Source organism: Scandinavium sp. (assembly GCF_036271055.1).
GTDB lineage: Bacteria > Pseudomonadota > Gammaproteobacteria > Enterobacterales > Enterobacteriaceae > Scandinavium.
Genome location: NZ_DATBBJ010000042.1, coordinates 1 through 22,757 on the forward strand (window position 1 = coordinate 1; position 22,757 = coordinate 22,757).

22 protein-coding genes are annotated in these 22,757 nt (G+C 55.1%); 16 read left to right on the top strand and 6 right to left on the bottom strand.

Going from position 1 to position 22,757, the window contains the following annotated elements; translation table 11 throughout:
• From VH187_RS05860 to tcp, 4 genes are all read left to right on the top strand, one after another.
• Nucleotides 1–207 (top strand): YsaB family lipoprotein (locus VH187_RS05860; RefSeq protein ID WP_329700550.1); only part of this gene is annotated, 207 nt, incomplete at its 5' end.
• Nucleotides 208–321: 114 nt separating this feature from the next.
• Nucleotides 322–1,233 carry a glycine--tRNA ligase subunit alpha gene (gene glyQ, locus VH187_RS05865; protein WP_329700551.1) on the top strand — a complete coding sequence of 304 codons (912 nt, stop codon included), beginning with the start codon at nucleotides 322–324 and terminating at the stop codon, nucleotides 1,231–1,233.
• A 9-nt stretch (nucleotides 1,234–1,242) separates the two neighbouring features.
• The gene (gene glyS / locus VH187_RS05870) at nucleotides 1,243–3,312 is read left to right on the top strand and encodes a glycine--tRNA ligase subunit beta (RefSeq protein WP_329700552.1); all 2,070 of its coding nucleotides are present in this window, start codon (nucleotides 1,243–1,245) and stop codon (nucleotides 3,310–3,312) included.
• A gap of 165 nt (nucleotides 3,313–3,477) precedes the next feature.
• Nucleotides 3,478–5,139 (top strand): methyl-accepting chemotaxis citrate transducer, encoded by a 1,662-nt coding sequence (gene tcp / locus VH187_RS05875; RefSeq protein WP_329700553.1) that lies wholly within the window; start codon nucleotides 3,478–3,480, stop codon nucleotides 5,137–5,139.
• 76 nt (nucleotides 5,140–5,215) lie between these two features.
• Here tcp and VH187_RS05880 read toward each other — a convergent pair whose 3' ends face one another.
• Entirely contained in the window at nucleotides 5,216–5,503 is a 288-nt protein-coding gene (locus tag VH187_RS05880; protein WP_329700554.1) for an HTH-type transcriptional regulator, read from the bottom strand.
• Nucleotides 5,504–5,992: 489 nt separating this feature from the next.
• On the opposite strand from VH187_RS05880, the gene VH187_RS05885 reads away from it, so the two are divergent.
• Both VH187_RS05885 and cspE read left to right on the top strand, forming a co-directional pair.
• A complete protein-coding gene (locus VH187_RS05885) occupies nucleotides 5,993–6,703 on the top strand; it encodes a DUF3053 domain-containing protein (protein ID WP_329700555.1) in 711 nt (236 codons plus the stop codon).
• Nucleotides 6,704–6,962: 259 nt separating this feature from the next.
• A complete protein-coding gene (cspE, locus tag VH187_RS05890) occupies nucleotides 6,963–7,175 on the top strand; it encodes a transcription antiterminator/RNA stability regulator CspE (protein WP_121264842.1) in 213 nt (70 codons plus the stop codon).
• 81 nt (nucleotides 7,176–7,256) lie between these two features.
• Here cspE and yiiM read toward each other — a convergent pair whose 3' ends face one another.
• Both yiiM and sodA read right to left on the bottom strand, forming a co-directional pair.
• On the bottom strand, nucleotides 7,257–7,931 hold the full coding sequence (gene yiiM, locus VH187_RS05895) for a 6-hydroxyaminopurine reductase (RefSeq protein WP_329700556.1): 675 nt from the start codon (nucleotides 7,929–7,931) through the stop codon (nucleotides 7,257–7,259).
• Nucleotides 7,932–8,005: 74 nt separating this feature from the next.
• Nucleotides 8,006–8,626, bottom strand: a complete 621-nt coding sequence (sodA, locus tag VH187_RS05900) for a superoxide dismutase [Mn] (RefSeq protein ID WP_154161755.1) — start codon at nucleotides 8,624–8,626, stop codon at nucleotides 8,006–8,008.
• A gap of 288 nt (nucleotides 8,627–8,914) precedes the next feature.
• Here sodA and rhaT point away from each other — a divergent pair, with 288 nt between their 5' ends.
• Nucleotides 8,915–9,949, top strand: coding sequence for an L-rhamnose/proton symporter RhaT (gene rhaT, locus VH187_RS05905; protein ID WP_329700557.1), 1,035 nt, complete (start codon nucleotides 8,915–8,917; stop codon nucleotides 9,947–9,949).
• Here the strand turns inward: rhaT and rhaR are convergent, their stop codons facing one another.
• Nucleotides 9,950–10,798 (bottom strand): HTH-type transcriptional activator RhaR, encoded by an 849-nt coding sequence (gene rhaR, locus VH187_RS05910; protein WP_329700558.1) that lies wholly within the window; start codon nucleotides 10,796–10,798, stop codon nucleotides 9,950–9,952.
• Nucleotides 10,799–10,872: 74 nt separating this feature from the next.
• Entirely contained in the window at nucleotides 10,873–11,709 is an 837-nt protein-coding gene (rhaS, locus tag VH187_RS05915; RefSeq protein WP_329700559.1) for an HTH-type transcriptional activator RhaS, read from the bottom strand.
• 301 nt (nucleotides 11,710–12,010) lie between these two features.
• Between rhaS (VH187_RS05915) and rhaB the strand changes: the two genes are divergently transcribed.
• The 9 genes from rhaB (at nucleotide 12,011) to rhaM (ending at nucleotide 21,959) form a co-directional block, all read left to right on the top strand.
• On the top strand, nucleotides 12,011–13,477 hold the full coding sequence (rhaB, locus tag VH187_RS05920) for a rhamnulokinase (RefSeq protein ID WP_329700560.1): 1,467 nt from the start codon (nucleotides 12,011–12,013) through the stop codon (nucleotides 13,475–13,477).
• A complete protein-coding gene (rhaA, locus tag VH187_RS05925) occupies nucleotides 13,474–14,733 on the top strand; it encodes an L-rhamnose isomerase (protein ID WP_329700561.1) in 1,260 nt (419 codons plus the stop codon). The genes rhaB and rhaA overlap by 4 nt, the downstream gene beginning before the upstream one ends.
• A gap of 97 nt (nucleotides 14,734–14,830) precedes the next feature.
• Nucleotides 14,831–15,661 carry a rhamnulose-1-phosphate aldolase gene (rhaD, locus tag VH187_RS05930; RefSeq protein WP_329700562.1) on the top strand — a complete coding sequence of 277 codons (831 nt, stop codon included), beginning with the start codon at nucleotides 14,831–14,833 and terminating at the stop codon, nucleotides 15,659–15,661.
• Between the two features lie 140 nt (nucleotides 15,662–15,801).
• Nucleotides 15,802–16,788: a rhamnose ABC transporter substrate-binding protein gene (gene rhaS / locus VH187_RS05935; protein ID WP_329700563.1), complete on the top strand. Its 987-nt coding sequence runs from the start codon at nucleotides 15,802–15,804 to the stop codon at nucleotides 16,786–16,788.
• A 97-nt stretch (nucleotides 16,789–16,885) separates the two neighbouring features.
• Nucleotides 16,886–18,397: a sugar ABC transporter ATP-binding protein gene (locus VH187_RS05940; RefSeq protein ID WP_329700564.1), complete on the top strand. Its 1,512-nt coding sequence runs from the start codon at nucleotides 16,886–16,888 to the stop codon at nucleotides 18,395–18,397.
• Nucleotides 18,394–19,401, top strand: a complete 1,008-nt coding sequence (locus VH187_RS05945) for an ABC transporter permease (protein WP_329700565.1) — start codon at nucleotides 18,394–18,396, stop codon at nucleotides 19,399–19,401. Before VH187_RS05940 ends, VH187_RS05945 begins: the two co-directional genes overlap by 4 nt.
• The gene (locus tag VH187_RS05950) at nucleotides 19,398–20,402 is read left to right on the top strand and encodes an ABC transporter permease (RefSeq protein WP_329700566.1); all 1,005 of its coding nucleotides are present in this window, start codon (nucleotides 19,398–19,400) and stop codon (nucleotides 20,400–20,402) included. The genes VH187_RS05945 and VH187_RS05950 overlap by 4 nt, the downstream gene beginning before the upstream one ends.
• Nucleotides 20,403–20,499: 97 nt before the next feature.
• A complete protein-coding gene (gene fucO, locus VH187_RS05955) occupies nucleotides 20,500–21,648 on the top strand; it encodes a lactaldehyde reductase (RefSeq protein ID WP_329700567.1) in 1,149 nt (382 codons plus the stop codon).
• On the top strand, nucleotides 21,645–21,959 hold the full coding sequence (gene rhaM, locus VH187_RS05960) for an L-rhamnose mutarotase (protein WP_329700568.1): 315 nt from the start codon (nucleotides 21,645–21,647) through the stop codon (nucleotides 21,957–21,959). Before fucO ends, rhaM begins: the two co-directional genes overlap by 4 nt.
• Here the strand turns inward: rhaM and VH187_RS05965 are convergent.
• On the bottom strand, nucleotides 21,956–22,753 hold the full coding sequence (locus VH187_RS05965; protein ID WP_329700569.1) for a M48 family metallopeptidase: 798 nt from the start codon (nucleotides 22,751–22,753) through the stop codon (nucleotides 21,956–21,958). The two genes, rhaM and VH187_RS05965, sit on opposite strands and share 4 nt — an antisense overlap.
• Between the last annotated feature and the right edge of the window lie 4 nt (nucleotides 22,754–22,757).

Below are 22,757 nucleotides of genomic sequence, written 5' to 3' on the forward strand. Positions count from 1 at the left end.
GTCAGCCCGGAGCGTTCGTTAAATATGGAGCAGCTGTGTAAGGATCAGGCCGCCCATCGCTATAATACCGGCACACAGAAAATTGATGTGACAGGCTTTGAGCAATTTCAGGGCAGCTATGAGATGCGCGGGTCTACGGCACGTAAAGAGGGCTTTGTTTGCTCTTTTGACGCAGACGGGCAGTTTTTGCATCTCTCAATGCGCTAAGCGCCTTATTTCCCCAATTTTCCCTAAACAAACCCGTTTCGTACTGTATATCTTGCAGTCAGCGGGTATACTGATCCCTTCCATTTAAACCACACGTATCCAGCACGAAATACTATGCAAAAGTTTGATACCAAGACCTTTCAGGGCCTGATCCTGACTTTACAGGACTACTGGGCTCGCCAGGGCTGCACCATTGTTCAACCTCTGGACATGGAAGTCGGCGCCGGCACTTCTCACCCAATGACCTGTCTGCGCGCTTTAGGGCCAGAACCTATGGCGACCGCATATGTTCAGCCGTCCCGCCGTCCAACCGATGGCCGCTACGGTGAGAACCCGAACCGCTTACAGCACTATTATCAGTTCCAGGTAGTGATTAAGCCGTCTCCGGACAACATTCAGGAGCTGTACCTCGGGTCTCTTAAAGAGCTGGGTATGGACCCGACGATTCATGACATTCGCTTCGTAGAAGACAACTGGGAAAACCCAACGCTGGGCGCCTGGGGTCTGGGCTGGGAAGTGTGGCTCAACGGCATGGAAGTGACGCAGTTCACCTACTTCCAGCAGGTTGGCGGCCTCGAATGTAAGCCTGTCACCGGGGAAATCACCTACGGTTTAGAACGCCTGGCGATGTACATCCAGGGCGTGGACAGCGTTTACGATCTGGTCTGGAGCGACGGCCCGCTGGGTAAAACTACCTACGGCGACGTGTTCCATCAGAACGAAGTTGAGCAGTCGACCTATAACTTTGAATACGCGGACGTGGATTTCCTCTTCTCCTGCTTCGATCAGTATGAGAAAGAAGCGCAGCACCTGCTGGCGCTGGAAAACCCGCTGCCGCTGCCGGCTTACGAACGCATTCTGAAAGCGGCGCACAGCTTTAACCTGCTGGACGCGCGCAAGGCCATCTCGGTGACCGAGCGCCAGCGCTACATTCTGCGTATTCGTACGCTGACCAAAGCCGTGGCCGAAGCCTACTACGCTTCTCGTGAAGCGCTTGGCTTCCCGATGTGCAATAAGAATAAATAAGAGGCTGCCATGTCTGATAAAACTTTTCTGGTGGAAATCGGCACTGAAGAGCTGCCACCAAAAGCCCTGCGCAGCCTGGCGGAATCTTTTGCTGCGAACGTAACGGCGGAGCTGGATGCGGCGAACGTCGCTCACGGCGAAGTGAAATGGTTTGCGGCACCTCGCCGCCTGGCGCTGAAAATCGCCAGTCTGGCCGCTTCCCAGCCGGATCGCGAAGTCGAAAAACGCGGCCCGGCGGTTTCCGCCGCGTTTGATGCCGAAGGCAAACCGAGCAAGGCCGCTGAAGGCTGGGCTCGCGGCTGTGGCATTACCGTCGACCAGGCCGAGCGTCTGGCGACCGACAAAGGCGAATGGCTGATGTACCGCGCGCACGTGAAAGGCGAGAGCGTTGAAGCACTGCTGCCCGCGATGATTGCCACCGCGCTGACTAAGCTGCCCATTCCAAAGCTGATGCGCTGGGGTGCAAACGACACGCACTTCGTGCGTCCGGTTCACACCGTGACCCTGCTGCTGGGCGACCAGGTTATCCCGGCGACCATTCTGGGGATCGCCTCAGATCGCGTAATTCGCGGCCATCGCTTTATGGGCGAGCCTGAATTTACCATCGATAACGCCGATGAGTATCCGCAGATTTTGCTGGAGCGCGGCAAAGTTATCGCTGACTACGAGCAGCGTAAAGCCGCTATCAAAGCAGGCGCTGAAGAAGCCGCTCGCAAAATCGGCGGCAACGCTGACCTGAGCGAAAGCCTGCTCGAAGAGGTGACCTCGCTGGTTGAATGGCCGGTCGTGCTGACCGCTAAGTTCGAAGAGAAGTTCCTCGCAGTGCCTGCGGAAGCGCTGGTTCACACCATGAAAGGTGACCAGAAGTACTTCCCGGTGTACGCCAACGACGGCAGGCTGCTGCCGAACTTCATCTTCGTGGCCAACATTGAGTCGAAAGATCCGATTCAGATTATTTCCGGGAACGAGAAAGTCGTTCGTCCGCGCCTCGCGGATGCCGAATTCTTCTTTAATACCGACCGCAAAAAGCGTCTGGAAGATAATCTGCCGCGTCTGGAAACCGTTCTGTTCCAGAAAGAGCTCGGCACGCTGCGCGACAAAACTAATCGTATTGAAGCGCTTTCCGGCTGGATCGCCGGACAGATTGGGGCTGACGTCAACCACGCCACCCGCGCGGGCCTGCTGTCTAAATGCGATTTGATGACCAACATGGTCTTCGAGTTCACCGACACTCAGGGCGTGATGGGCATGCACTATGCGCGTCACGACGGCGAAGCAGAAGACGTAGCCGTTGCGCTGAACGAGCAGTATCAGCCGCGCTTTGCCGGCGATGAGCTGCCGTCCAACCTCGTTGCCTGCGCCGTCGCTATCGCCGACAAAATGGACACCCTTGCGGGTATCTTCGGCATCGGCCAGCATCCGAAAGGCGACAAAGACCCGTTTGCTCTGCGTCGTGCCGCGCTTGGCGTGCTGCGCATTATCGTGGAGAAAAACCTGCCGCTGGATCTGCAAACCCTGACCGAAGAGGCCGCGCGCCTGTACGGCAGCAAGCTGACCAACGCGAAGGTTGTGGATGACGTGATCGACTTTATGCTGGGCCGTTTCCGCGCCTGGTATCAGGAAGAAGGCCACAGCGTGGATACTATCCAGGCGGTACTGGCTCGTCGCCCAACCAAACCGGCAGACTTCGATGCGCGCATGAAGGCGGTTTCCCACTTCCGAACTCTGGAAGCGGCGGCGGCCCTGGCCGCAGCGAACAAACGCGTGTCCAACATTCTGGCGAAGTCTGACGAACAGCTGAACGACGTTGTTCACGCCTCGGTGCTCAAAGAAGCGGAAGAAATCCGTCTGGCAACCAACCTGGTTGTGCTGCGCGATAAGCTCCAGCCGTTCTTCGCGGAAGGCCGCTACCAGGAAGCCCTGGAAGAGCTGGCCAACCTGCGTGAGCCGGTAGATGAGTTCTTCGATAAGGTGATGGTTAACGCGGAAGATAAAGATCTGCGTATCAACCGCCTGACGCTGCTGTCTAAACTGCGCGAGCTGTTCCTGCAGGTGGCGGACATTTCCCTGCTGCAATAATTGACCCGCCGTCTGACGATAAACCCGCCTCGGCGGGTTTTTTTATAATTTAATTACTCTTGGTTATCAGATCGTTAATCACTTCCCCGCCGGATAGAAATTAAAGTTAAGCCTCGTAACACCGATAGATTAATTATCATCCACAATTACAGGCTTTTGCGCATCATGAAAAATATCAAAGTCATCACAGGGATCGTCGCCACGCTTGGAATTTTCAGCGCACTGCTGCTGATTACCGGCGCACTTTTTTACTCTTCGGTCAGCAGTGACCGCCAAAACTTCCAGCATACCGGCGTGCTTAACTACCAGCAGCAGCAGTTGGGCGGCAGCTTCCAGACGCTGGTTGAAACCCGCGTCACGATTAACCGCGTCGCCATTCGTATGCTCAAAAATCAGCGCGACCCGGCCTCGCTGGAGGCAATGAACAAGCTATTGACCACCGCCAGCGCCTCGCTGAACGAAGCGGATAAGCACTTCCAGAGCTACATGGACTCGGATGATATTGCAGGCCAGGAGGCAGCCCTGGATGCTCGAGCAGTAGCCAGCTTTAAGAAGATGCACGACGTGCTGGGCCAGTCGATTCAGTTTCTGAAAGCCGACAACTATGAGGCCTACGGTAACCTTGATGCCCAGCAGGCGCAGGATGAGATGAAAGCCGTCTACGACGAGTGGCTCGCCCAAAACACCCGGCTGTTGAAAGCGGCCAGCGAAGAAAACCAGCGCAGTTTCACCGGTATGCAGTGGACGTTAGGCACCATTCTGGTCATCGTCATTGCCGTGCTGGCGCTCATCTGGCTTGGCCTGCAGCGCGTGCTGCTGCGTCCGCTGCAAAGCGTCATGGATAATATTCAGGCAATTTCCGAAGGCGATTTAACCCGCCGTATCGACGCCGAAGGCCGCAGCGAAATGAGCCGCCTCGCCGCCAGCCTGAAGGTAATGCAGCAGTCGTTGATCCGCACGGTCAGCACGGTGCGCGACAACACGGACGCTATCTATACCGGCACCAGTGAAATTTCTGCGGGCAGCAGCGACCTTTCCTCACGAACCGAGGAGCAGGCGGCGGCGCTGGAAGAAACGGCGGCCAGCATGGAGCAGCTTACCGCTACGGTAAAACAGAACACCGATAACGCCCGCCAGGCGACTCACCTGGCCAAAAATGCCTCTGAAACGGCGATGAAGGGTGGCCGGGTCGTCGAGAACGTTGTCAGCACGATGAGCGAAATTGCCGAGAGTTCCGGTAAAATTGTTGATATTACCAGCGTGATCGACGGCATTGCTTTCCAGACAAATATTCTGGCCCTGAACGCGGCGGTTGAAGCGGCCCGAGCGGGCGAGCAGGGTCGCGGCTTCGCCGTCGTAGCGGGAGAAGTGCGCACGCTGGCAAGCCGCAGCGCACAGGCTGCGAAAGAGATTAAGGTGCTGATTGAGAACTCCGTTTCTCGCATCGGAACCGGGTCAAATCAGGTGCGCGAAGCGGGCGATACGATGAAAGAGATTGTCTCAGCCGTGACTCGCGTCACCGACATTATGGGCGAGATAGCTTCCGCGTCTGACGAGCAGAGCAAGGGCATTGAGCAGGTGGCACTGGCCGTTTCAGAAATGGACAGCGTGACGCAGCAGAACGCCGCGCTGGTTGAAGAGTCCGCCACGGCGGCGGCGGCGCTGGAGAACCAGGCCAGCCAGCTGCGAGAAGCGGTAGCCACCTTCCAGATCCAGCAGGGCGAAAGAAGAGCGGTCTCTATTTCAGCTACAGCTCCACGCCCGGCAGCAGCGTTAAAGCCGCAGGCTGCTGGAGCAGGTTCAGACGCCAATTGGGAAACGTTCTAAGGCTTAGCTAAAACGACAAACCCCGCGTCGGTGAGCGGGGTTTTGGGTAAGGCAAGTTAGGGTACAAAGTACAAAATTATTCCATCAGCTGCTTGCTGAGCATCGGATTTGACTGGATCAGTCGCATCAGCTGCAGTTCGGTGCTGGAGGGTCTGAGTCGTTTTGATTCCCATTCCTGCACCATTGAAACGCTAACGCCCATCACGCGAGCAAAATCATCAATCTTAAGTCCCGTACTTTTGCGTAACTGCTCGAACTCGGAAAAAGCGTTAGGCTTTTGTTTCATGGTAACCATTTGATTATCTTTAAAAACAATCTGCTCAAGACTGCTAAGCAGTTCAAACATTGGATCTTTGTATTCCATTGAGAACTCCTCATTAATCACACATTGACCTCGTGAACGTAAAGAAGCCTATTAAGAGTAGCCCGAAAAAAAGCAGGCTGATGATTTCTTAGCGGACTAAGTATGCGCGTCGCGAGACTTATGCGTTTCAACTGAAGAATTAAGCGGCGTAAGAGATTGAAAAGCGGGCCTGGAGAGGGGGTTAGTATAAATTTGTAAATGGTTATGCAAAATCTGCTTTAGCGCTGGGCTTAAACCTACCGCTGTTGACGAGTTTACCCTCATGCTTTTGGCCTAAATTCATCCCGCTTAAGGCTATCAATTCAGCTTCGAATTCCTGCCCATAGCGCCATCGAAAAAACGGATAAAAATTCACGACTCCAGCCTGAATCTACCTCAAAGAGATTGTCGTCAAAGGGTATCTTGCACGGGCGGCCTGGACTATCATTAGCTACATTCTTGAGTACGCCTATGCGCATTGGCATAGATTTGGTGAAAGGAGTAGAAAAGATGGCGACAGGTAAGTCCTGCTCTCGCTGGTTTGCGCCGCTGGCGGCGTTATTAATGGTGGTGAGTCTGAGCGGCTGCTTTGATAAAGAAGGCGATCAGCGCAAGGCGTTTATCGATTTTCTGCAAAATACGGCCATGCGCAGCGGCGAACGTCTGCCAACGCTGACCACCGATCAGAAAAAACAGTTTGGCCCGCTGGTCTCCGACTACGCCATCCTTTACGGCTTTTCCCAACAGGTTAGCCAGGCGATGGACGACGGCATGAAGCCGGTGGTGGATAGTGTAAACAGCATTCGCGTGCCGCAGGATTACATGAATCAGCGCGATACGCTGCGCCAGGCGAACGGCTCGCTGAACGTGCTCGGCCAGCAGGTACAGAATGCAAAAATGCAGGCGGACAGCGCTCGTTCCACGCTGAAACAGCCGGATGAGCTGAAAACCGTTTACGATCGGGTCTATCAAAAAGTGGTCACCGCCCCGGCAAACGCTATGGCTCCGCTGATCCCGGCCGCGCAAACTTTTACCCAGCAGCTGGTTCAGGTCGGTGATTTTATCCAGCAGCAGGGAACGCAGGTTGGTTTTACCGCGGGCGGCATTCAGTTCCCGACTTCACAGCAGGCCAGCCAATATAACTCGCTGATTGGCCCGCTAGCCTCGCAGCATCAGGCATTTATGCAGGCTTATTCCTCTGCACAAAGCACCCTGCAATAAGATAAAAACCCCGTCAAACGGCGGGGTTTTTCAGGTGGCTTTAGCTCCAGCCCTTTGGATGGCTGAAATAGTTCTTGTCATCCCGAGGTTAAATATGCGTTAATGCCTCATCGGTTTGACGCACAGACCTTTCAAGCAAAGCAGTCCTCCAGAAGTTATCGTAGATACCTTTCAAAGTGAGTTTCTCCTTTATCGCTTCAAAAATCTGTAAAGCATACCAATGCGCCGCAAGGCAAACTCTATTTAAAAGGTAATATCAATGTCTGCTAAAATGACTGGTCTGGTTAAGTGGTTCAACTCTGACAAAGGCTTCGGCTTCATCACTCCTGACGATGGCTCTAAAGATGTATTCGTACACTTCTCTGCTATCCAGAACGATGGCTACAAGTCCCTGGACGAAGGCCAGAAAGTATCTTTCACCATCGAAAGTGGTGCTAAAGGTCCAGCTGCTGGTAACGTTACTAGCCTGTAAGCATTAGCTTATAAAGCAAAGATTCTAAAACCCGCCTCTGGCGGGTTTTTTCTTTTCCGGGATTCCTTCCCAGCGACACAACTACTTTCCAAACAGCCGCCGCGAATTGTCCTCAGTCTGTCCGGACAGACGACGTTTTTGCATGGTGCGCGTCCAGCTTGTCGACAGGCCCGCCGCAGAAAGCAGACGGTGATACTGCTCGTCGTCGAAAGGCATATGCCAGGCGATAGCAATCGCTTCTGCCACGCTCACATCGCTGACGCGTGAAACCAGCTCCAGCGGCGAATCGGTAGCCACTTTTCCGGCCATCACCACGCGATACAGCCAGCCACAGTAGCCCGCCCGCTGCATCTGTGATGCCATATCGCTAATCCCAAAATGATAATTCAGCTTGAAGCACGGTGAACGCGGCTGCGTAACCTGAATCAGCGCGCCTCCCCAACGAAAAATATCCCCGATATACACCTCGCGCTCCGTCATCCCCTCGGTTGAGAGATTTTCACCAAAGGCGGGGGCGTTAAACAGCTCGGCCTGCTCGGGAAATTCCCGCGCCCAGTGGCGATAGTGTTCACGCGGATAGTGGCACAGCGCGCGATCTGGCCCGCCGTGAATCACTTTTTCAGCCTGCTCGTCTCCTTCCAGACCTAGCTCGGTCAGCTTTAGCTCTCCGTCGACCTGGTATTTTCCGATAGCGCTCGGCCTGCTGCCGCTGTACTCACGAATTTTGCCGATATAAACCTGTAGCGGATGGCGCATCTGCTGCTCCCTGTTTGTGCCAGACATAAAAAAAGCGAGCCATCAGGCTCGCTTCTCATCAGCCGCTTTGCAACTTATTTTTTAGCGGCAAAACGCGCGGCAGCTTCGTCCCAGTTAACCACATCCCAGAAAGCTTTGATGTAGTCAGGGCGACGGTTCTGGAATTTCAGGTAGTAAGCGTGTTCCCACACGTCCAGACCCAGGATTGGGAAACCGGAGGTGCCAGAAATGGCTTCACCCATCAGCGGGGAATCCTGGTTTGCGGTAGACACAACAGCCAGTTTGCCGTCTTTCAGCACCAGCCAAGCCCAGCCAGAACCAAAGCGGGTTGCTGCCGCTTTCTCGAACTCTTCTTTGAATTTCTCAACAGAGCCGAAGGTGCTTTCGATAGCCGCTTTCAGGTCGCCCTGCAGCGTAGTACCGGTTTTCAGACCTTTCCAGAACAGGCTGTGGTTAGCGTGGCCGCCCGCGTTGTTACGCAGTGGACCTTTTTTGTCTGCTGGCAGCTGATCCAGTTTGGTGATCAGCTCTTCAACCGGCAGGTTAGCGAATTCTGGCAGGCTTTCCAGCGCAGCGTTCGCGTTGTTCACATAAGCCTGGTGGTGTTTAGAGTGATGGATTTCCATCGTCTGCTTGTCAAAGTGCGGCTCAAGGGCGTCGTACGCATACGGCAGGGATGGCAGGGTATAACTCATATTCATCTCCATTTATTATCGGGCGGCTATAGTGTTACGCCGCGTAAGCAGTTGGTTCATTATAGTTAATTAAATGATATTGAAAATGTTTATCAATGCCGTAGTTTTAATAAGGTTATAACTTTTGGTTATGTCGCTGATTTTGTGAGCCCGCTCAAGCCGAACACGCGCTTTTTGCCAGGTCTGGGGTTTACACGGCAGCGGCCTGAAGGTTAATCAATTGACTGATTTTTACACTCATCACGTCAGATGAAAGATTCATCGACGTAAAACGTTGAGGATAAAAAAATGAGTCACGCGATTACGATGGGTATTTTTTGGCATTTGATAGGTGCAGCCAGTGCAGCCTGTTTCTATGCCCCGTTTAAAAAGGTTCAAAATTGGTCCTGGGAAACAATGTGGTCGATTGGCGGTTTTGTTTCCTGGCTTATCCTTCCGTGGGCCATCAGCGCCATGCTGCTGCCCGATTTCTGGGCCTACTACCGTTCTTTTAGCGCATCCACGCTGCTGCCCGTGTTTCTGTTCGGCGCAATGTGGGGCATCGGCAATATCAACTACGGCCTGACCATGCGCTATCTTGGCATGTCGATGGGCATCGGGATTGCCATCGGTATCACGCTGATTGTCGGCACGCTGATGACGCCAATTCTGAACGGTCAGTTCCACGTGCTGGTCGGCACCGAAGGTGGTCGTATGACGCTATTAGGTGTGCTGGTTGCGGTAGTCGGCGTCGGCATTGTGACCCGCGCCGGGCAGTTGAAAGAACGCAAAATGGGCATTAAAGCGGAAGAGTTCAATCTCAAAAAAGGTCTGATCCTGGCGGTAATGTGCGGGATTTTCTCCGCAGGGATGTCATTTGCCATGAACGCCGCAAAGCCGATGCACGAAGCGGCGGCTGCACTCGGCGTTGATCCGCTGTACGTGGCGTTGCCAAGCTATGTGGTGATCATGGGTGGCGGTGCGCTGGTTAACCTCGGCTTCTGCTTTATCCGTTTGGCCACCAAATCAAACCTGTCGATAAAAGCAGACTTCTCGCTGGCAAAACCGATGATCATCGGCAATATCCTGTTTTCCGCACTCGCGGGTCTGATGTGGTATCTACAGTTCTTCTTCTATGCCTGGGGCCACGCCAGCATTCCAGCGCAGTACGACTACATGAGCTGGATGTTGCACATGAGTTTCTACGTGCTGTGTGGCGGTTTTGTCGGCTTGATCATGAAAGAGTGGAACAACGCAGGCCGTCGTCCGGTCGGTGTGCTGAGTCTTGGTTGCGTAGTGATTATCATCGCGGCAAATATTGTCGGTTTGGGTATGGCGAACTGATTACGCTGCCGTTTTATTCCGATGACGCCACTGCCCTGGCGTCATTCCCACTTCCCGGTTAAACACCACCGAAAAGTAGTTACTGTCCTCAAAGCCGCAGTGCATGGCGATTTCCCCGATCATCAATTCTGAATGCTGGAGCAGATATTGCGCGTGGCAGATACGCAACTGGCGCAGGTAGTGGTTGATGGTCATTCCTGTCTGGCTACGGAACTGCTGGCGCAATGCACGTTCGCTACACGCCTGCTGTTCGCAGAAAATATCCAGCGCGAAAGGTCGATTCAGGCTTCCCGCCAGTGCCGTGAGCAATTTATCGAGCAACGCCTCGCTTTCGGTCGCCGCCAGATTATCGGTCGCATAACGATGACGGCGCAGCGTCACCACCAACTGCGCAAACAGCAGCTCTGCCATATCGTTCGCATGGCTACAGGTCTTATGACTTTCTTGTTCCAGCGACGTGATCACCTGCCGTGCCTGCGTCATGCCGCTACTGCCGATGCGCCAGTGCGGTGTCCAAACCGTACCGTGTAAACCGGGGATATGCGCCGCCCAGTCCAGATTAAGCTTCAGCCTGTCCGGGCAGTAGATAATATTCTGCAAAACCAGATCGTTAACGGACGCGTAGGAGTGTTTGTCTTCAGCGCGAATGTAGAATAAATCCCCACGCGTGATGCGATACGGGCGATCGTTAAGAATGTGCAAACCGTTGCCACGCCACACTAAGACCAGCTCGCAAAACTCATGGGTGTGCTCAGCAAACACGTTTTGCGGATAGCGATCGGCCACCGCCACCGCTTGCTGCGGTGACGTGAAAAAATCGGCTTTGCGTAGAATAAGCGGTGCTGACACAGCAAGACCTCAAACAGCGGATAACGGCGTATTAATAGCTGTTTTTACGGCATAAAACGGTGACTGGACTCGCGTTACTGAAGCACGGTATCACGCCCCTGACGGATGTCACGGGGTGACCAATTAAACTCGCGGCGAAACAGCGTCGAAAAGTGATTACTGTCGCCAAAACCGCAGCGAAATGCGATGTCTGTGACGCTTTCGTCGCTGTGGCGCAACAAATGCCGCGCTTTGGTCAGGCGAATGCGGTTGAGATAACGCTGCGGCGTCATGCCAGTGTGCTGTTTTAACTGGCGGTGCAAGGTACGCAGCGACAATGAGAAGCGCTCAGCGACCTCTTCCCAACACACATCGTCAGCGAAATGGTCTTCCAGCCACGCCATCATCAGATTCAGGCGCGCATCGTTGTTATTCGCCTCTGCCGCCAGGCTGCCTTTACGCAGCTGAACCAGCAACTGCATAAACAGAATTTCACGGTTGGCGATAGCGTGCGTGTCGCTGTCTTCATCCAGATTTTCCATCTGCTGCACAATCTGTCGTACTTGCGACAACACCGCCTGATTCACCCGCCAGTGCGACGGATAAACGCCGTCTTGTTCCTGCGGCAGCAGTTTTTGCAGACCAGAAAGAAACTGGAACGCGTCCGGTGAACGGTAGAGCACGTTGGTCAGACACAGATTGTCGGTGTGTTCATACAGATGACGGTCGTGATCACGCACGAAGCATACCGTCCCGCCGGTAATGGTGTAGGGCTGACCATTAAAGACATGGATGCCCGTGCCGTGTTCCACGATCACAATCTCATGAAAATCATGATGATGCTCCGGGAACTCCGCTTGTGGAAGCCGTGGCTCAATGGCGACAGGCACATGCCCTGAGGGAAAAAAATCCACGCTGTGCAGTACGGTCATAACGACCCCACGAAATGAGAAAAGTTATCAGGATAATAATCAGCCCCCGTCATTCTCACCTTGAATTTTTGACAGCAAAGCGCGCAAACCCTGTTCGTTTTTCAAGAAACGACAGGAAAAATCAGGAAATGCGTTCAGCGTCACACCGGTATGCAACGCCTGCATTACTGGAAATTGTGAACCCCCTCACGTTCACCTTTGCTTTCTTGCCAGCCGCCTTTTACGGCTGTCAGTAGTAAGAAGGTAGCGATCTCAGCGGTACTCCAGACTGTCTGCAATGACTATCAGAAGGACCCCTGCCATGAGTTTTCGCCATTGTGTGGCGGTTGATTTAGGCGCCTCCAGCGGACGCGTAATGCTTGCCCGTTACGACCGCAAAAAAAGGACCCTGGCGCTGCGTGAAATCCACCGTTTTATGAATACGCTGCAAAAAGTGGACGGCACTGACTGCTGGGATATCGACAGCCTGGAAGCCGAAATCCGCTGTGGGCTGAAGAAAGTGTGCGATGACGGCATTCTTATCGACAGCATCGGGATCGACACCTGGGGTGTGGATTACGTGCTGCTGGATAAAGACGGCAAGCGCGTTGGCCTGCCCGTTTCCTACCGTGACAGCCGTACTCAGGGCGTGATGCAACGCGCTGAAAATGAGCTCGGACGCGCTGAAATCTACCGCCGCAGCGGCATTCAATTCCTGCCGTTTAACACGCTCTACCAGTTTCGCGCCTTTTCTGAACAGCAGCCGGAAGCGGCAAAACACGTCGCCCACGTGCTGCTTATTCCTGACTATTTCAGCTACCGCCTGACCGGCAAGATGAACTGGGAATACACCAACGCCACGACAACCCAGTTGGTGAATATCAACACCGATAACTGGGATGAAGAACTGCTCAATTGGGCAGGCGCGCCACGCAGTTGGTTTGGTACGCCGACGCATCCGGGCAACGTTATCGGTCACTGGATTTGCCCGCTGGGCAACAAAATTCCGGTCGTGGCGGTTGCCAGCCATGACACCGCCAGCGCAGTGATTGCTTCGCCACTCGAAGGTAAACACGCGGCGTATCTCTCCTCCGGCACCTGGTCGTTGATGGGCTACGAGAGCAAAACACCGTGTACCAGCGATGTCGCACTGGCAAACAACATCACCAACGAAGGCGGCGCAGAAGGCCGCTATCGGGTGCTGAAAAACATCATGGGCTTATGGCTGCTGCAACGCGTACTGAAAGAGCAAAACGTTAGCGATCTCGCGGCGCTGATTGCCAGTACGCAGCAACACCCGGCCTGCACATTCGTGATTAACCCGAATGACGATCGCTTTATCAACCCGGACAACATGAGCGCCGAAATCCAGGCCGCTTGTCGCGAAAGCCACCAGCCGGTGCCAGAAAGTGCTGCCGAACTGGCGCGCTGTATTTTCGACAGTCTGGCGCTGCTATACGCCCGAGTACTTCATGAACTTGCCGATTTGCACGGACATTCATTCTCGCAGTTACACATCGTCGGCGGCGGTTGCCAGAACGAACTGCTCAATCAGCTCTGTGCCGACGCCTGCGGCATCACGGTGATCGCCGGGCCGATTGAAGCTTCAACGCTTGGCAATATCGGCATTCAGTTGATGACACTCGATGAACTCCACAACGTGGACGATTTCCGCAAAGTGGTGCGCGGTAATCACGCCCTCACCACTTTTAATCCCGATCCGAACAGTGAAATTGCCCGCTATGTCGCGCAGTTTCAGTCACAACAGACGAAGGAGCTTTGCGCATGACCACTCAACTTGAACAAGCCTGGGAACTGGCAAAACAGCGTTACGCCACCGTAGGTGTCGACGTCGAAGAGGCGCTGCGTCAGCTCGACCGCCTGCCTGTTTCGATGCACTGCTGGCAGGGCGATGACGTCGCCGGGTTTGAAAATCCAGGCGGCGCGCTGACGGGTGGCATTCAGGCAACCGGCAACTATCCGGGCAAAGCGCGTAACGCCACCGAACTGCGTGCCGATCTGGAGCAGGCATTAAGCCTGATCCCTGGCCCAAAACGCCTGAACCTGCACGCTATCTATCTGGAATCCGATACCCCGGTTGGCCGCAACGAAATCAAACCTGAGCATTTCAAAAATTGGGTGCAGTGGGCAAAAACCAACAAGCTGGGGCTGGATTTCAACCCGTCCTGCTTCTCGCATCCAAACAGTGCCGATGGCTTCACGCTGGCCCACGCCAATGATGAAATCCGTCAGTTCTGGATTGACCACTGCAAAGCCAGCCGCCGCGTTTCGGCTTACTTTGGCGAGCAACTTGGCACACCGTCAGTGATGAACATCTGGATCCCGGACGGCATGAAAGACCTGACCGTTGATCGTTTCGCCCCACGCCAACGCCTGATGAACGCGCTGGACGAAATCATCAGCGAAAAATTCAGCACGGCGCACCACATCGACGCCGTCGAAAGCAAACTGTTTGGCATTGGCGCGGAAAGCTACACCGTCGGCTCTAACGAGTTCTACATGGGCTACGCCACCAGCCGCCAGACCGCGCTGTGTCTGGACGCGGGCCACTTCCATCCGACCGAAGTGATTTCCGACAAAATCTCAGCCGCGATGCTGTTCGTGCCGCGTCTGCTGCTGCACGTCAGCCGTCCAGTGCGTTGGGACAGTGACCACGTGGTGCTGCTGGATGACGAAACGCAGGCCATCGCCAGCGAAATCATCCGTCACGATTTGTTCGACCGCGTGCATATCGGCCTCGATTTCTTTGACGCCTCCATCAACCGTATCGCGGCGTGGGTTATCGGCACACGCAACATGAAAAAAGCCCTGCTGCGCGCGCTGCTGGAGCCGACCGCAGAACTGCGTCAGCTGGAACTCGACGGCGATTACACCGCGCGTCTGGCGCTGCTCGAAGAGCAGAAATGCCTGCCGTGGCAGGCTGTGTGGGAAATGTATTGCCAGCGCAACGACACGCCAGCGGGCAGTCAGTGGCTCGACAGCGTTCGTTCTTACGAGAAAAACGTTTTAACGAAACGTAAATAAAACACCGCCCGGCGGCGCGTTGCTTGCCGGGCCAACGAATACATGTAGGCCGGGTAAGCAAAACGCTACCCGGCATTTTCAAAGGAATCACAAGACTATGCAGACCATCACCCATTCCTGGTTCGTTCAGGGCATGATCAAAGCCACCACCGACGCGTGGCTGAAAGGTTGGGACGAACGTAACGGCGGCAACCTGACGCTGCGCCTCGACGAAGCCGACATCGCGCCATTTGAAGCAGATTTCCATCAGAAACCACGCTACATCGCCTTAAGCCAACCGATGCCTGCGCTGGCTAACACGCCGTTCATCGTGACCGGTTCCGGCAAATTCTTCCGCAACGTGCAGCTCGATCCCTCCGCGAATTTAGGCGTGGTGAAAGTGGACAGCGACGGTGCGGGCTACCACATTCTTTGGGGGCTGACGCACGAAGCAGTGCCAACGTCAGAGCTGCCAGCGCATTTCCTTTCCCATTGCGAGCGTATCAAAGCGACCAACGGCAAAGACCGCGTAATCATGCACTGCCATGCCACCAACCTGATCGCCCTGACCTACGTGCTGGAAAACAGCAGCGATTTCATCACCCGCAAACTGTGGGAAGGCAGCACCGAGTGTCTGGTGGTGTTCCCGGACGGTGTCGGCATTCTGCCGTGGATGGTGCCGGGCACCGATGAAATCGGTCAGGCAACGGCCACCGACATGCAGAAACATTCGCTGGTGCTGTGGCCATTCCACGGCGTATTCGGCAGCGGCCCAACACTCGATGAAGCTTTTGGCTTGATTGATACCGCCGAGAAATCGGCAGAAGTTCTGGTGAAGGTTTACTCAATGGGCGGCATGAAACAAACCATCACCCGGGAAGAACTGATCGCCCTCGGCAAACGCTTTGGCGTGACCCCGATGGCTTCAGCATTAGCACTTTACGCATAACAACATCGCGCCCCGCTCACTGAGACGGGGCGAAATTACACCTGCAACCCTACCATTCCCTATGGATTTCGCGGTGCAAGAAGCCAACGCATCTGCAGCGTGAAAGACGACGGGAACTAACTCGAAGTGGAGTAAAAGCAATGAAAATAAAACCAAGCTTGATCCTCACCGTTGCCGCACTGGCGCTGTCCAGTTCTGCATTTGCTGAAGTAAAAATCGCCCTGGTGGCAAAATCGCTGGGAAATGGATTTTTTGAGGCCGCCAACGTTGGCGCGCAGGAAGCGGCAAAAGAGTTAGGTGACGTCAAAGTCATTTATACCGGTCCAACCACCACCACCGCAGAAGCGCAGATCGAAGTGCTGAACGGCTTGATCGCCCAAGGGGTGGATGCGATAGCCATCTCAGCCAACGATCCGGACGCGCTGGTGCCGGTGCTGAAAAAAGCGATGCAGCGGGGTATCAAAGTGGTGTCCTGGGATTCCGGCGTCGCGCAGGCTGGGCGTCAGATCCATTTGAATCCTTCCAATAACGCGTTGATTGGCGAAACCAACGTTAAGCTGGCCGCCGATGCGTTGAAAGCGCTGAATGTCGAAAAAGGCGATGTGGCGATCCTTAGCGCCACGCCAACCTCCACCAACCAGAACATCTGGATTGCGGAGATGAAAAAAGTACTGCCGCAGTATCCGTCCATCAATCTGGTGACCGTTGCCTACGGTGATGACCTTTCCGATAAAAGTTACCGCGAAGCGGTCGGTTTGCTGAAAACCTACCCTGACTTGAAAGTGATTGTCTCGCCTTCTTCCGTCGGCATTGTGGCGGCGGCGCAGGCGGTGAAAGATCAGGGCAAAATCGGCAAAGTGTATGTGACGGGCTTAGGCTTGCCGTCCGAAATGGCAGGCGCAATCAAATCGGGTGCGAGCAAAAGTTTTGCTATCTGGAACCCTATCGATCTCGGCTATGCGGCGACTTATTTAGCCGACGATCTGGTGAAAGGCAGTGCCACCAAAACCGAGGCCAGCATGGGTAAACTCGGCAAAGTTACACTGGACGCTGACGGTAACGGCGCGATGGCGAAGCCGTTCGTTTACGATGCCAGCAATATTGATAAGTTCTCCAAAATTTTCTGATGCGTTTTGTAGGCCGGATAAGCGTAGCGCCATCCGGCAACACGGCGGGGGCGCAGTCGCTTACCCGCCCTACAGGACCCTTTGACGGAGAACTTTCATGACCGAATCCACCCCATTGCTACAGCTCACGGGCATCAGCAAGTTCTTTCCGGGCGTGCGCGCGCTGGAAAACGTGCAGCTCAGCCTGTGGCCCGGCAAAGTGACCGCCCTGATTGGCGAAAACGGTGCCGGAAAATCCACGCTGGTCAAAGTGATGACCGGCATTTATCAGCCCGACGAGGGCGAGATCCTTTATAAAGCGATCCCTATCCAGCTGCCGACGCCAGACTCTGCGCATAAAGTGGGGATCACCGCGATTCACCAGGAAACCGTACTGTTCGATGAACTCTCGGTGACCGAGAACATTTTCGTCGGCCAGTATCTGTATAAAGGCTTTTTGAAGAAGCTCGACTGGCCGGAAATGCACCGCAGGGCGCAGGCACTGCTCGCTCGTCTCGAAGTGCAAATTGACCCGCGTGCGACGCTAAAAACCCTGAGCATCGCTCAACGGCACATGGTCGCCATCGCCCGAGCATTGTCGTTCGATGCGCAAGTCGTGATCCTCGACGAACCCACCGCGGCCCTTTCGCAACATGAAATTCTGGAGTTTTATCAGATTGTTGAGCGTCTGAAACAGGACGGCAAAGCGATCCTGTTTATCTCGCACAAGTTCGATGAAATCTTCGAACTGGCCGATCACTACACCATTTTGCGCGATGGCGTGTTCGTGGGTGCGGGCAACATTCACGACATCACCGAAGAGAAAATGGTGGCGATGATGGTTGGGCGCGCCATTACACAGACCTTCCCGAAAGTGGCGTGCGAACCCGGCGACACGGTGTTGGAAGTCAAAGACTTGTGTCATCCCACCGAGTTTGCGCACATCAATTTCAACCTGCGCAAAGGCGAAATTCTGGGCTTCTACGGGCTCGTAGGCGCTGGACGCACCGAGCTGATGCAGGCGCTATCGGGCGTAACCAAACCGTCGTCAGGTGAAATTATCCTGAATGGCAAACCCGTTCATTTCCACCAGCCTGCCGATGCCATCAACGCCGGGATTGTCTGCGTGCCGGAAGAGCGGCAAAAACAGGGCGCAATTATCGAATTACCGATCGCGCAGAACATCAGCCTGCCGCAACTGCGCAAGCTCAATCCGAACGGCATTCTGCATGACGATCGCGAATGGCAACTGGCGGATAACTACGCCACGCGCTTGCAGGTCAAAGCCGCAAACTGGCGACAGCCGGTAGAAACGCTTTCCGGCGGCAATCAGCAGAAAGTGGTGATCGGCAAATGGCTCGCCACGCATCCGGAGGTCATTATTCTCGACGAGCCGACCAAAGGCATTGATATCGGCTCAAAAGCCGCCGTTCACCAGTTTATGTCTGAACTTGTGGGGCAAGGCCTGGCGGTAATTATGGTGTCGTCTGAACTGCCGGAAGTGATGGGCATGGCGGACCGCATCATCGTGATGCACGAAGGGTTGATGGTGGCGGAATACCGCGCAGGCGAAGCGACGGCGGAAGTGATCGTCAGCGCCGCCAGCGGTGCGGGAAGGGAGGCGGCATGATGTGGCGATCTCTGCTTAAACACCGTGAAGCACTGCTCGCGGCGGTGATCGTGTTGTTGGTTGCTGTCATCGGCAGCCGTACACCGTCATTTATCGCCCCCGGTAATCTGGTGGAAATGTTCAACGACACGGCGATCCTGATAATCCTCGCCCTCGGTCAGATGATGGTGCTACTCACCAAAGGCATTGACCTGTCGATGGCCGCCAATCTGGCGCTCACCGGCATGATTGTGGCGCTGCTGAATTTCCATCATCCGGAGATTCCCGTCATAGCGCTGCTGGCGCTGGCGACTTTGCTCGGCCTCATCATGGGCGTCATCAACGGGTTGCTGGTGTGGAAACTGGGCATCCCGGCGATTGTGGTGACGCTTGGCACCATGAGCATTTATCGCGGGATTATTTTTCTGCTCTCCAACGGCGGCTGGGTGAACTCCAACCAAATGAGCGCTGATTTTCTCGGCCTGCCGCGTGCGTCATTGTTGGGCTTACCGGTGCTGAGCTGGTGCGCCATCGCCGCGCTGTTGTTGGTCGGTTATTTCCTGCGTTACAGCCGCACCGGACGCGCACTGTACACCGCTGGCGGCAACGCCACGGCGGCGTATTACACCGGGATCAACGCCGGGAAAATGCAGTTCGTCAGCTTTTGCCTTTCCGGTGCACTCGCCGGATTTTGCGGATATCTGTGGATTTCTCGCTTCGCGGTGGCCTATGTGGATGTCGCCAACGGCTTCGAATTACAGGTCGTTGCAGCCTGTGTGATCGGCGGGATCAGCACCATGGGCGGCACCGGGCGCGTGCTCGGCTGCCTGTTCGGCGCATTGTTCCTCGGCGTCATCAACAACGCGCTGCCGGTGATCGGCGTATCGCCTTTCTGGCAAATGGCGATTTCCGGCGCGGTGATTGTGATTGCGGTGGTGCTCAACGAGCGCGGCAACAAACGCAAAGGCCGTCTGATCCTGCGTGATGCGGCGCTGGCCCGGCAAAAAATGGCGGTGAAATCATGAGCAAAATGCTGACGACTGACGAAGTGCAAACCCCGTCATCCACACCGTCCATTTTCCAGCGCCTGGCGTGCTGGGAAGGTTTTTTGCTGGCGGTCACGCTGGCAGTGTTCGTGGTAAACGCGTTCGCATCGCCCTACTTCCTCAATATCTGGAACCTGTCGGATGCCACGTTCAACTTCACTGAAAAAGCGATCATCGTGTTGCCGATGGCGATGCTGATTATCGCCCGTGAAATTGACCTGTCGGTGGCGGCCATTATCGCGCTCAGTTCCACGGCGATGGGCTTCTGCGCGGCGGCGGGAGTGGATACGCCATTGCTGATCTGCGTAGGGCTTGGCGTGGGCGTGTTGTGTGGGTTGGTGAATGGCTTGCTGGTCACACGGCTGAACCTTTCTTCCATCGTGATCACCATCGGCACCATGAGCCTGTTTCGCGGGATTTCCTACATCCTGCTTGGCGATCAGGCGCTGAACCAGTACCCGCCGAGTTTTGCCTGGTTTGGTCAGGGCTATGTGTGGGGCGCGCTGTCGTTTGAGTTCGCCCTGTTTATCGTGCTGGCGGCGGTATTCACCTTCGTGCTGCACAAAACCAATTTTGGTCGCCGCACGTTTGCCATCGGCAACAACCCCACCGGGGCCTGGTATTCAGGCATAAACGTTAAACGCCACAACCTGATCCTGTTCGTGTTGGTCGGTTTGATGTCCGGGCTGGCAGCGGTGCTGCTGACATCACGTTTGGGCAGCACGCGCCCGACCATTGCGCTCGGCTGGGAGTTATCTGTGGTGACAATGGCGGTGCTCGGCGGCGTCAATATTCTTGGCGGCTCCGGCAGCATGGTCGGCGTGATTATTGCCGCGTTCCTGATGGGACTGGTGACGTTTGGCCTGAGCCTGCTTAACGTGCCGGGCATTGTGATGTCAATAATCATCGGCGCGATGCTGATCGTAGTGATTTCGCTGCCGATTATTACGCGGCACATTTTACAGCGAAGACGGAATTAACGCCGGGTGGCATTGCATCTATTGAGCCGACGAAAGTCGGCCTAATGAGCGCAGCGCCGCCGGGCGTAAAATCACAGCAATATTAAGGAGAATAAGCATGAGTTTTATGTTGGCACTGCCGAAAATCAGCCTGCACGGCGCGGGCGCTATTGGTGATATGGTTAATCTGGTGGCGGATAAACAGTGGGGTAAAGCGCTGATTGTCACCGACGGACATTTGGTCAAAATGGGCCTGCTCGACACCCTGTTTGCCGCGCTGGACCACCACGAGATGTCATATCACCTGTTTGATGACGTGTTCCCTAATCCAACCGAAGCGCTGGTGCAGAAAGGCTATCAGGCTTATCAGGACGCGCAGTGTGATTACATTATTGCGTTTGGCGGTGGCAGCCCGATCGACACCGCCAAAGCGATCAAAATTCTTACCGCAAACCCAGGGCCGTCAACAAGCTACTCCGGCGTCGGCAAAGTGAAAAACCCTGGCGTGCATCTGGTGGCGATCAACACCACCGCCGGAACAGCGGCAGAGATGACCAGCAACGCAGTAATCATCGATAGCGAACGCCAGGTGAAAGAAGTCATTATCGATTCAAACATTATCCCGGACATCGCCGTGGACGATGCCAGCGTAATGCTCGACATCCCTGCCTCTGTCACCGCTGCGACCGGGATGGATGCGTTGACCCACGCCGTTGAAGCGTTTGTCTCCGTCGGCGCACACCCGCTGACTGACGCCAACGCGCTGGAAGCGATTCGCCTGATCACTCTGTGGCTGCCGAAAGCGGTCGATAATGGGCATGATCTGGAAGCGCGCGAGCAAATGGCCTTCGGTCAATATCTGGCGGGAATGGCCTTTAACAGCGCAGGTCTGGGTTTGGTTCACGCGCTGGCACATCAGCCAGGCGCGACGCACAATCTGCCGCACGGCGTCTGCAACGCTATCCTGCTGCCCATCATCGAAAACTTTAACCGCCCGAACGCGGTGGTCCGTTTCGCTCGCGTGGCACAGGCGATGGGCGTTGATACGCGCGGCATGAGCGACGAAGCGGCCAGCATGGCGGCGATTCAGGCGATTCGCGATTTAAGCGCCCGCGTCGGGATTCCATCCGGTTTCAGCCAACTCGGCGTCACCAAAGCCGATATCGAAGGCTGGCTGGACAAAGCGCTCGCCGACCCATGCGCACCGTGCAACCCGCGCACCGCCAGCCGTGATGAAGTTCGCGAGCTGTATCTGGAGGCATTATGATCCGCAAAGCGTTTGTCATGCAGGTACATCCACATACCCATGAAGAATATGAGCGCCGCCACAACCCTATCTGGCCGGAACTGGAAGCGGTGCTGAAAGCGCATGGCGCGCACCATTACGCCATTTATCTCGATAAGGCGCGCAACCTGCTGTTCGCCACGGTTGAGATTGAGTCAGAAGAACGCTGGAATGCGGTTGCCAGCACCGATGTCTGCCAGCGCTGGTGGAAATACATGGGTGAAGTGATGCCGTCCAATCCGGACAACAGCCCGGTGAGTGCGGAACTGAAAGAGGTGTTCTGGCTGCCTTAAACTCCACTGTCCTCTGCGGCTTCGGCGGCAGAGGACAACAGCTTACTGGCCATATTATCCAGCCGGGTTTTCACTTTTTCCCATCCGGGCATCACCTGATTCATCAAACGATAAAAACGTTCGCTGTGATTGTGCTCCGCAAGATGGCAAAGCTCGTGCAGAATCACGTAATCAATGCATTCGCGCGGGGCTTTAACCAGGTGAGGATTCAGCGTTAAGCGCCCTGAAGGTGAACAGCTTCCCCATTGTGTTTGCATCGTTTGTATTCGCATCGCTGGCAGCTTTTCGACCCACAGCGCCTGCGCCATGACCTCGTTCAGCCTGCGGGCAAAGACCTCCCTGGCGCGTTGCTTGTACCACCTGTCCAGCAGCTGGCGCACCGTTTCGGGATGGCGTTCACGCACCACGACCTCAAGTCTGCCGCGCAGCAATTTCACACGTGGGATCTCAGCCTTATCTTCAACTACTTTTAACATATGCTGTTTGCCGAGATAATAATGGCCTTCTCCGCTGATATAACGGCGAGGCGTCACATGCTCAAGCTGTTGCCGAAAATCGCGCAGTTGCAACCAAATCCAGCGCGCCCGCTTTTTAACTGCATTAAGCACTTCATCGTTGCTGACCGCATGAGGGGCCGCAACCTGAATCCGGCAGTCAGGATGAACCTTAATCAGCACCTGCGATTTTTGGCTCGTACGGTTTACCCGTTCGAAACGAATCGGTTCATCGCCATACCAGAAAGAGAGGCCGGGTCGATTCGCCTCCACGACGGCTCGCGGAATTCTCACGCTCATTTTA

What these genes read in the sequence shown, in the direction of transcription:
- glyQ (WP_329700551.1), top strand. Translation starts at nt 322, where the DNA reads ATGCAAAAGTTTGATACCAAGACCTTTCAGGGCCTGATCCTGACTTTA.
- glyS (WP_329700552.1), top strand. Translation starts at nt 1,243, where the DNA reads ATGTCTGATAAAACTTTTCTGGTGGAAATCGGCACTGAAGAGCTGCCA.
- tcp (WP_329700553.1), top strand. Translation starts at nt 3,478, where the DNA reads ATGAAAAATATCAAAGTCATCACAGGGATCGTCGCCACGCTTGGAATT.
- VH187_RS05880 (WP_329700554.1), bottom strand. Translation starts at nt 5,503, where the DNA reads ATGGAATACAAAGATCCAATGTTTGAACTGCTTAGCAGTCTTGAGCAG.
- VH187_RS05885 (WP_329700555.1), top strand. Translation starts at nt 5,993, where the DNA reads ATGGCGACAGGTAAGTCCTGCTCTCGCTGGTTTGCGCCGCTGGCGGCG.
- cspE (WP_121264842.1), top strand. Translation starts at nt 6,963, where the DNA reads ATGTCTGCTAAAATGACTGGTCTGGTTAAGTGGTTCAACTCTGACAAA.
- yiiM (WP_329700556.1), bottom strand. Translation starts at nt 7,931, where the DNA reads ATGCGCCATCCGCTACAGGTTTATATCGGCAAAATTCGTGAGTACAGC.
- sodA (WP_154161755.1), bottom strand. Translation starts at nt 8,626, where the DNA reads ATGAGTTATACCCTGCCATCCCTGCCGTATGCGTACGACGCCCTTGAG.
- rhaT (WP_329700557.1), top strand. Translation starts at nt 8,915, where the DNA reads ATGAGTCACGCGATTACGATGGGTATTTTTTGGCATTTGATAGGTGCA.
- rhaS (WP_329700559.1), bottom strand. Translation starts at nt 11,709, where the DNA reads ATGACCGTACTGCACAGCGTGGATTTTTTTCCCTCAGGGCATGTGCCT.
- rhaB (WP_329700560.1), top strand. Translation starts at nt 12,011, where the DNA reads ATGAGTTTTCGCCATTGTGTGGCGGTTGATTTAGGCGCCTCCAGCGGA.
- rhaA (WP_329700561.1), top strand. Translation starts at nt 13,474, where the DNA reads ATGACCACTCAACTTGAACAAGCCTGGGAACTGGCAAAACAGCGTTAC.
- rhaD (WP_329700562.1), top strand. Translation starts at nt 14,831, where the DNA reads ATGCAGACCATCACCCATTCCTGGTTCGTTCAGGGCATGATCAAAGCC.
- rhaS (WP_329700563.1), top strand. Translation starts at nt 15,802, where the DNA reads ATGAAAATAAAACCAAGCTTGATCCTCACCGTTGCCGCACTGGCGCTG.
- VH187_RS05940 (WP_329700564.1), top strand. Translation starts at nt 16,886, where the DNA reads ATGACCGAATCCACCCCATTGCTACAGCTCACGGGCATCAGCAAGTTC.
- VH187_RS05945 (WP_329700565.1), top strand. Translation starts at nt 18,394, where the DNA reads ATGATGTGGCGATCTCTGCTTAAACACCGTGAAGCACTGCTCGCGGCG.
- VH187_RS05950 (WP_329700566.1), top strand. Translation starts at nt 19,398, where the DNA reads ATGAGCAAAATGCTGACGACTGACGAAGTGCAAACCCCGTCATCCACA.
- fucO (WP_329700567.1), top strand. Translation starts at nt 20,500, where the DNA reads ATGAGTTTTATGTTGGCACTGCCGAAAATCAGCCTGCACGGCGCGGGC.
- rhaM (WP_329700568.1), top strand. Translation starts at nt 21,645, where the DNA reads ATGATCCGCAAAGCGTTTGTCATGCAGGTACATCCACATACCCATGAA.
- VH187_RS05965 (WP_329700569.1), bottom strand. Translation starts at nt 22,753, where the DNA reads ATGAGCGTGAGAATTCCGCGAGCCGTCGTGGAGGCGAATCGACCCGGC.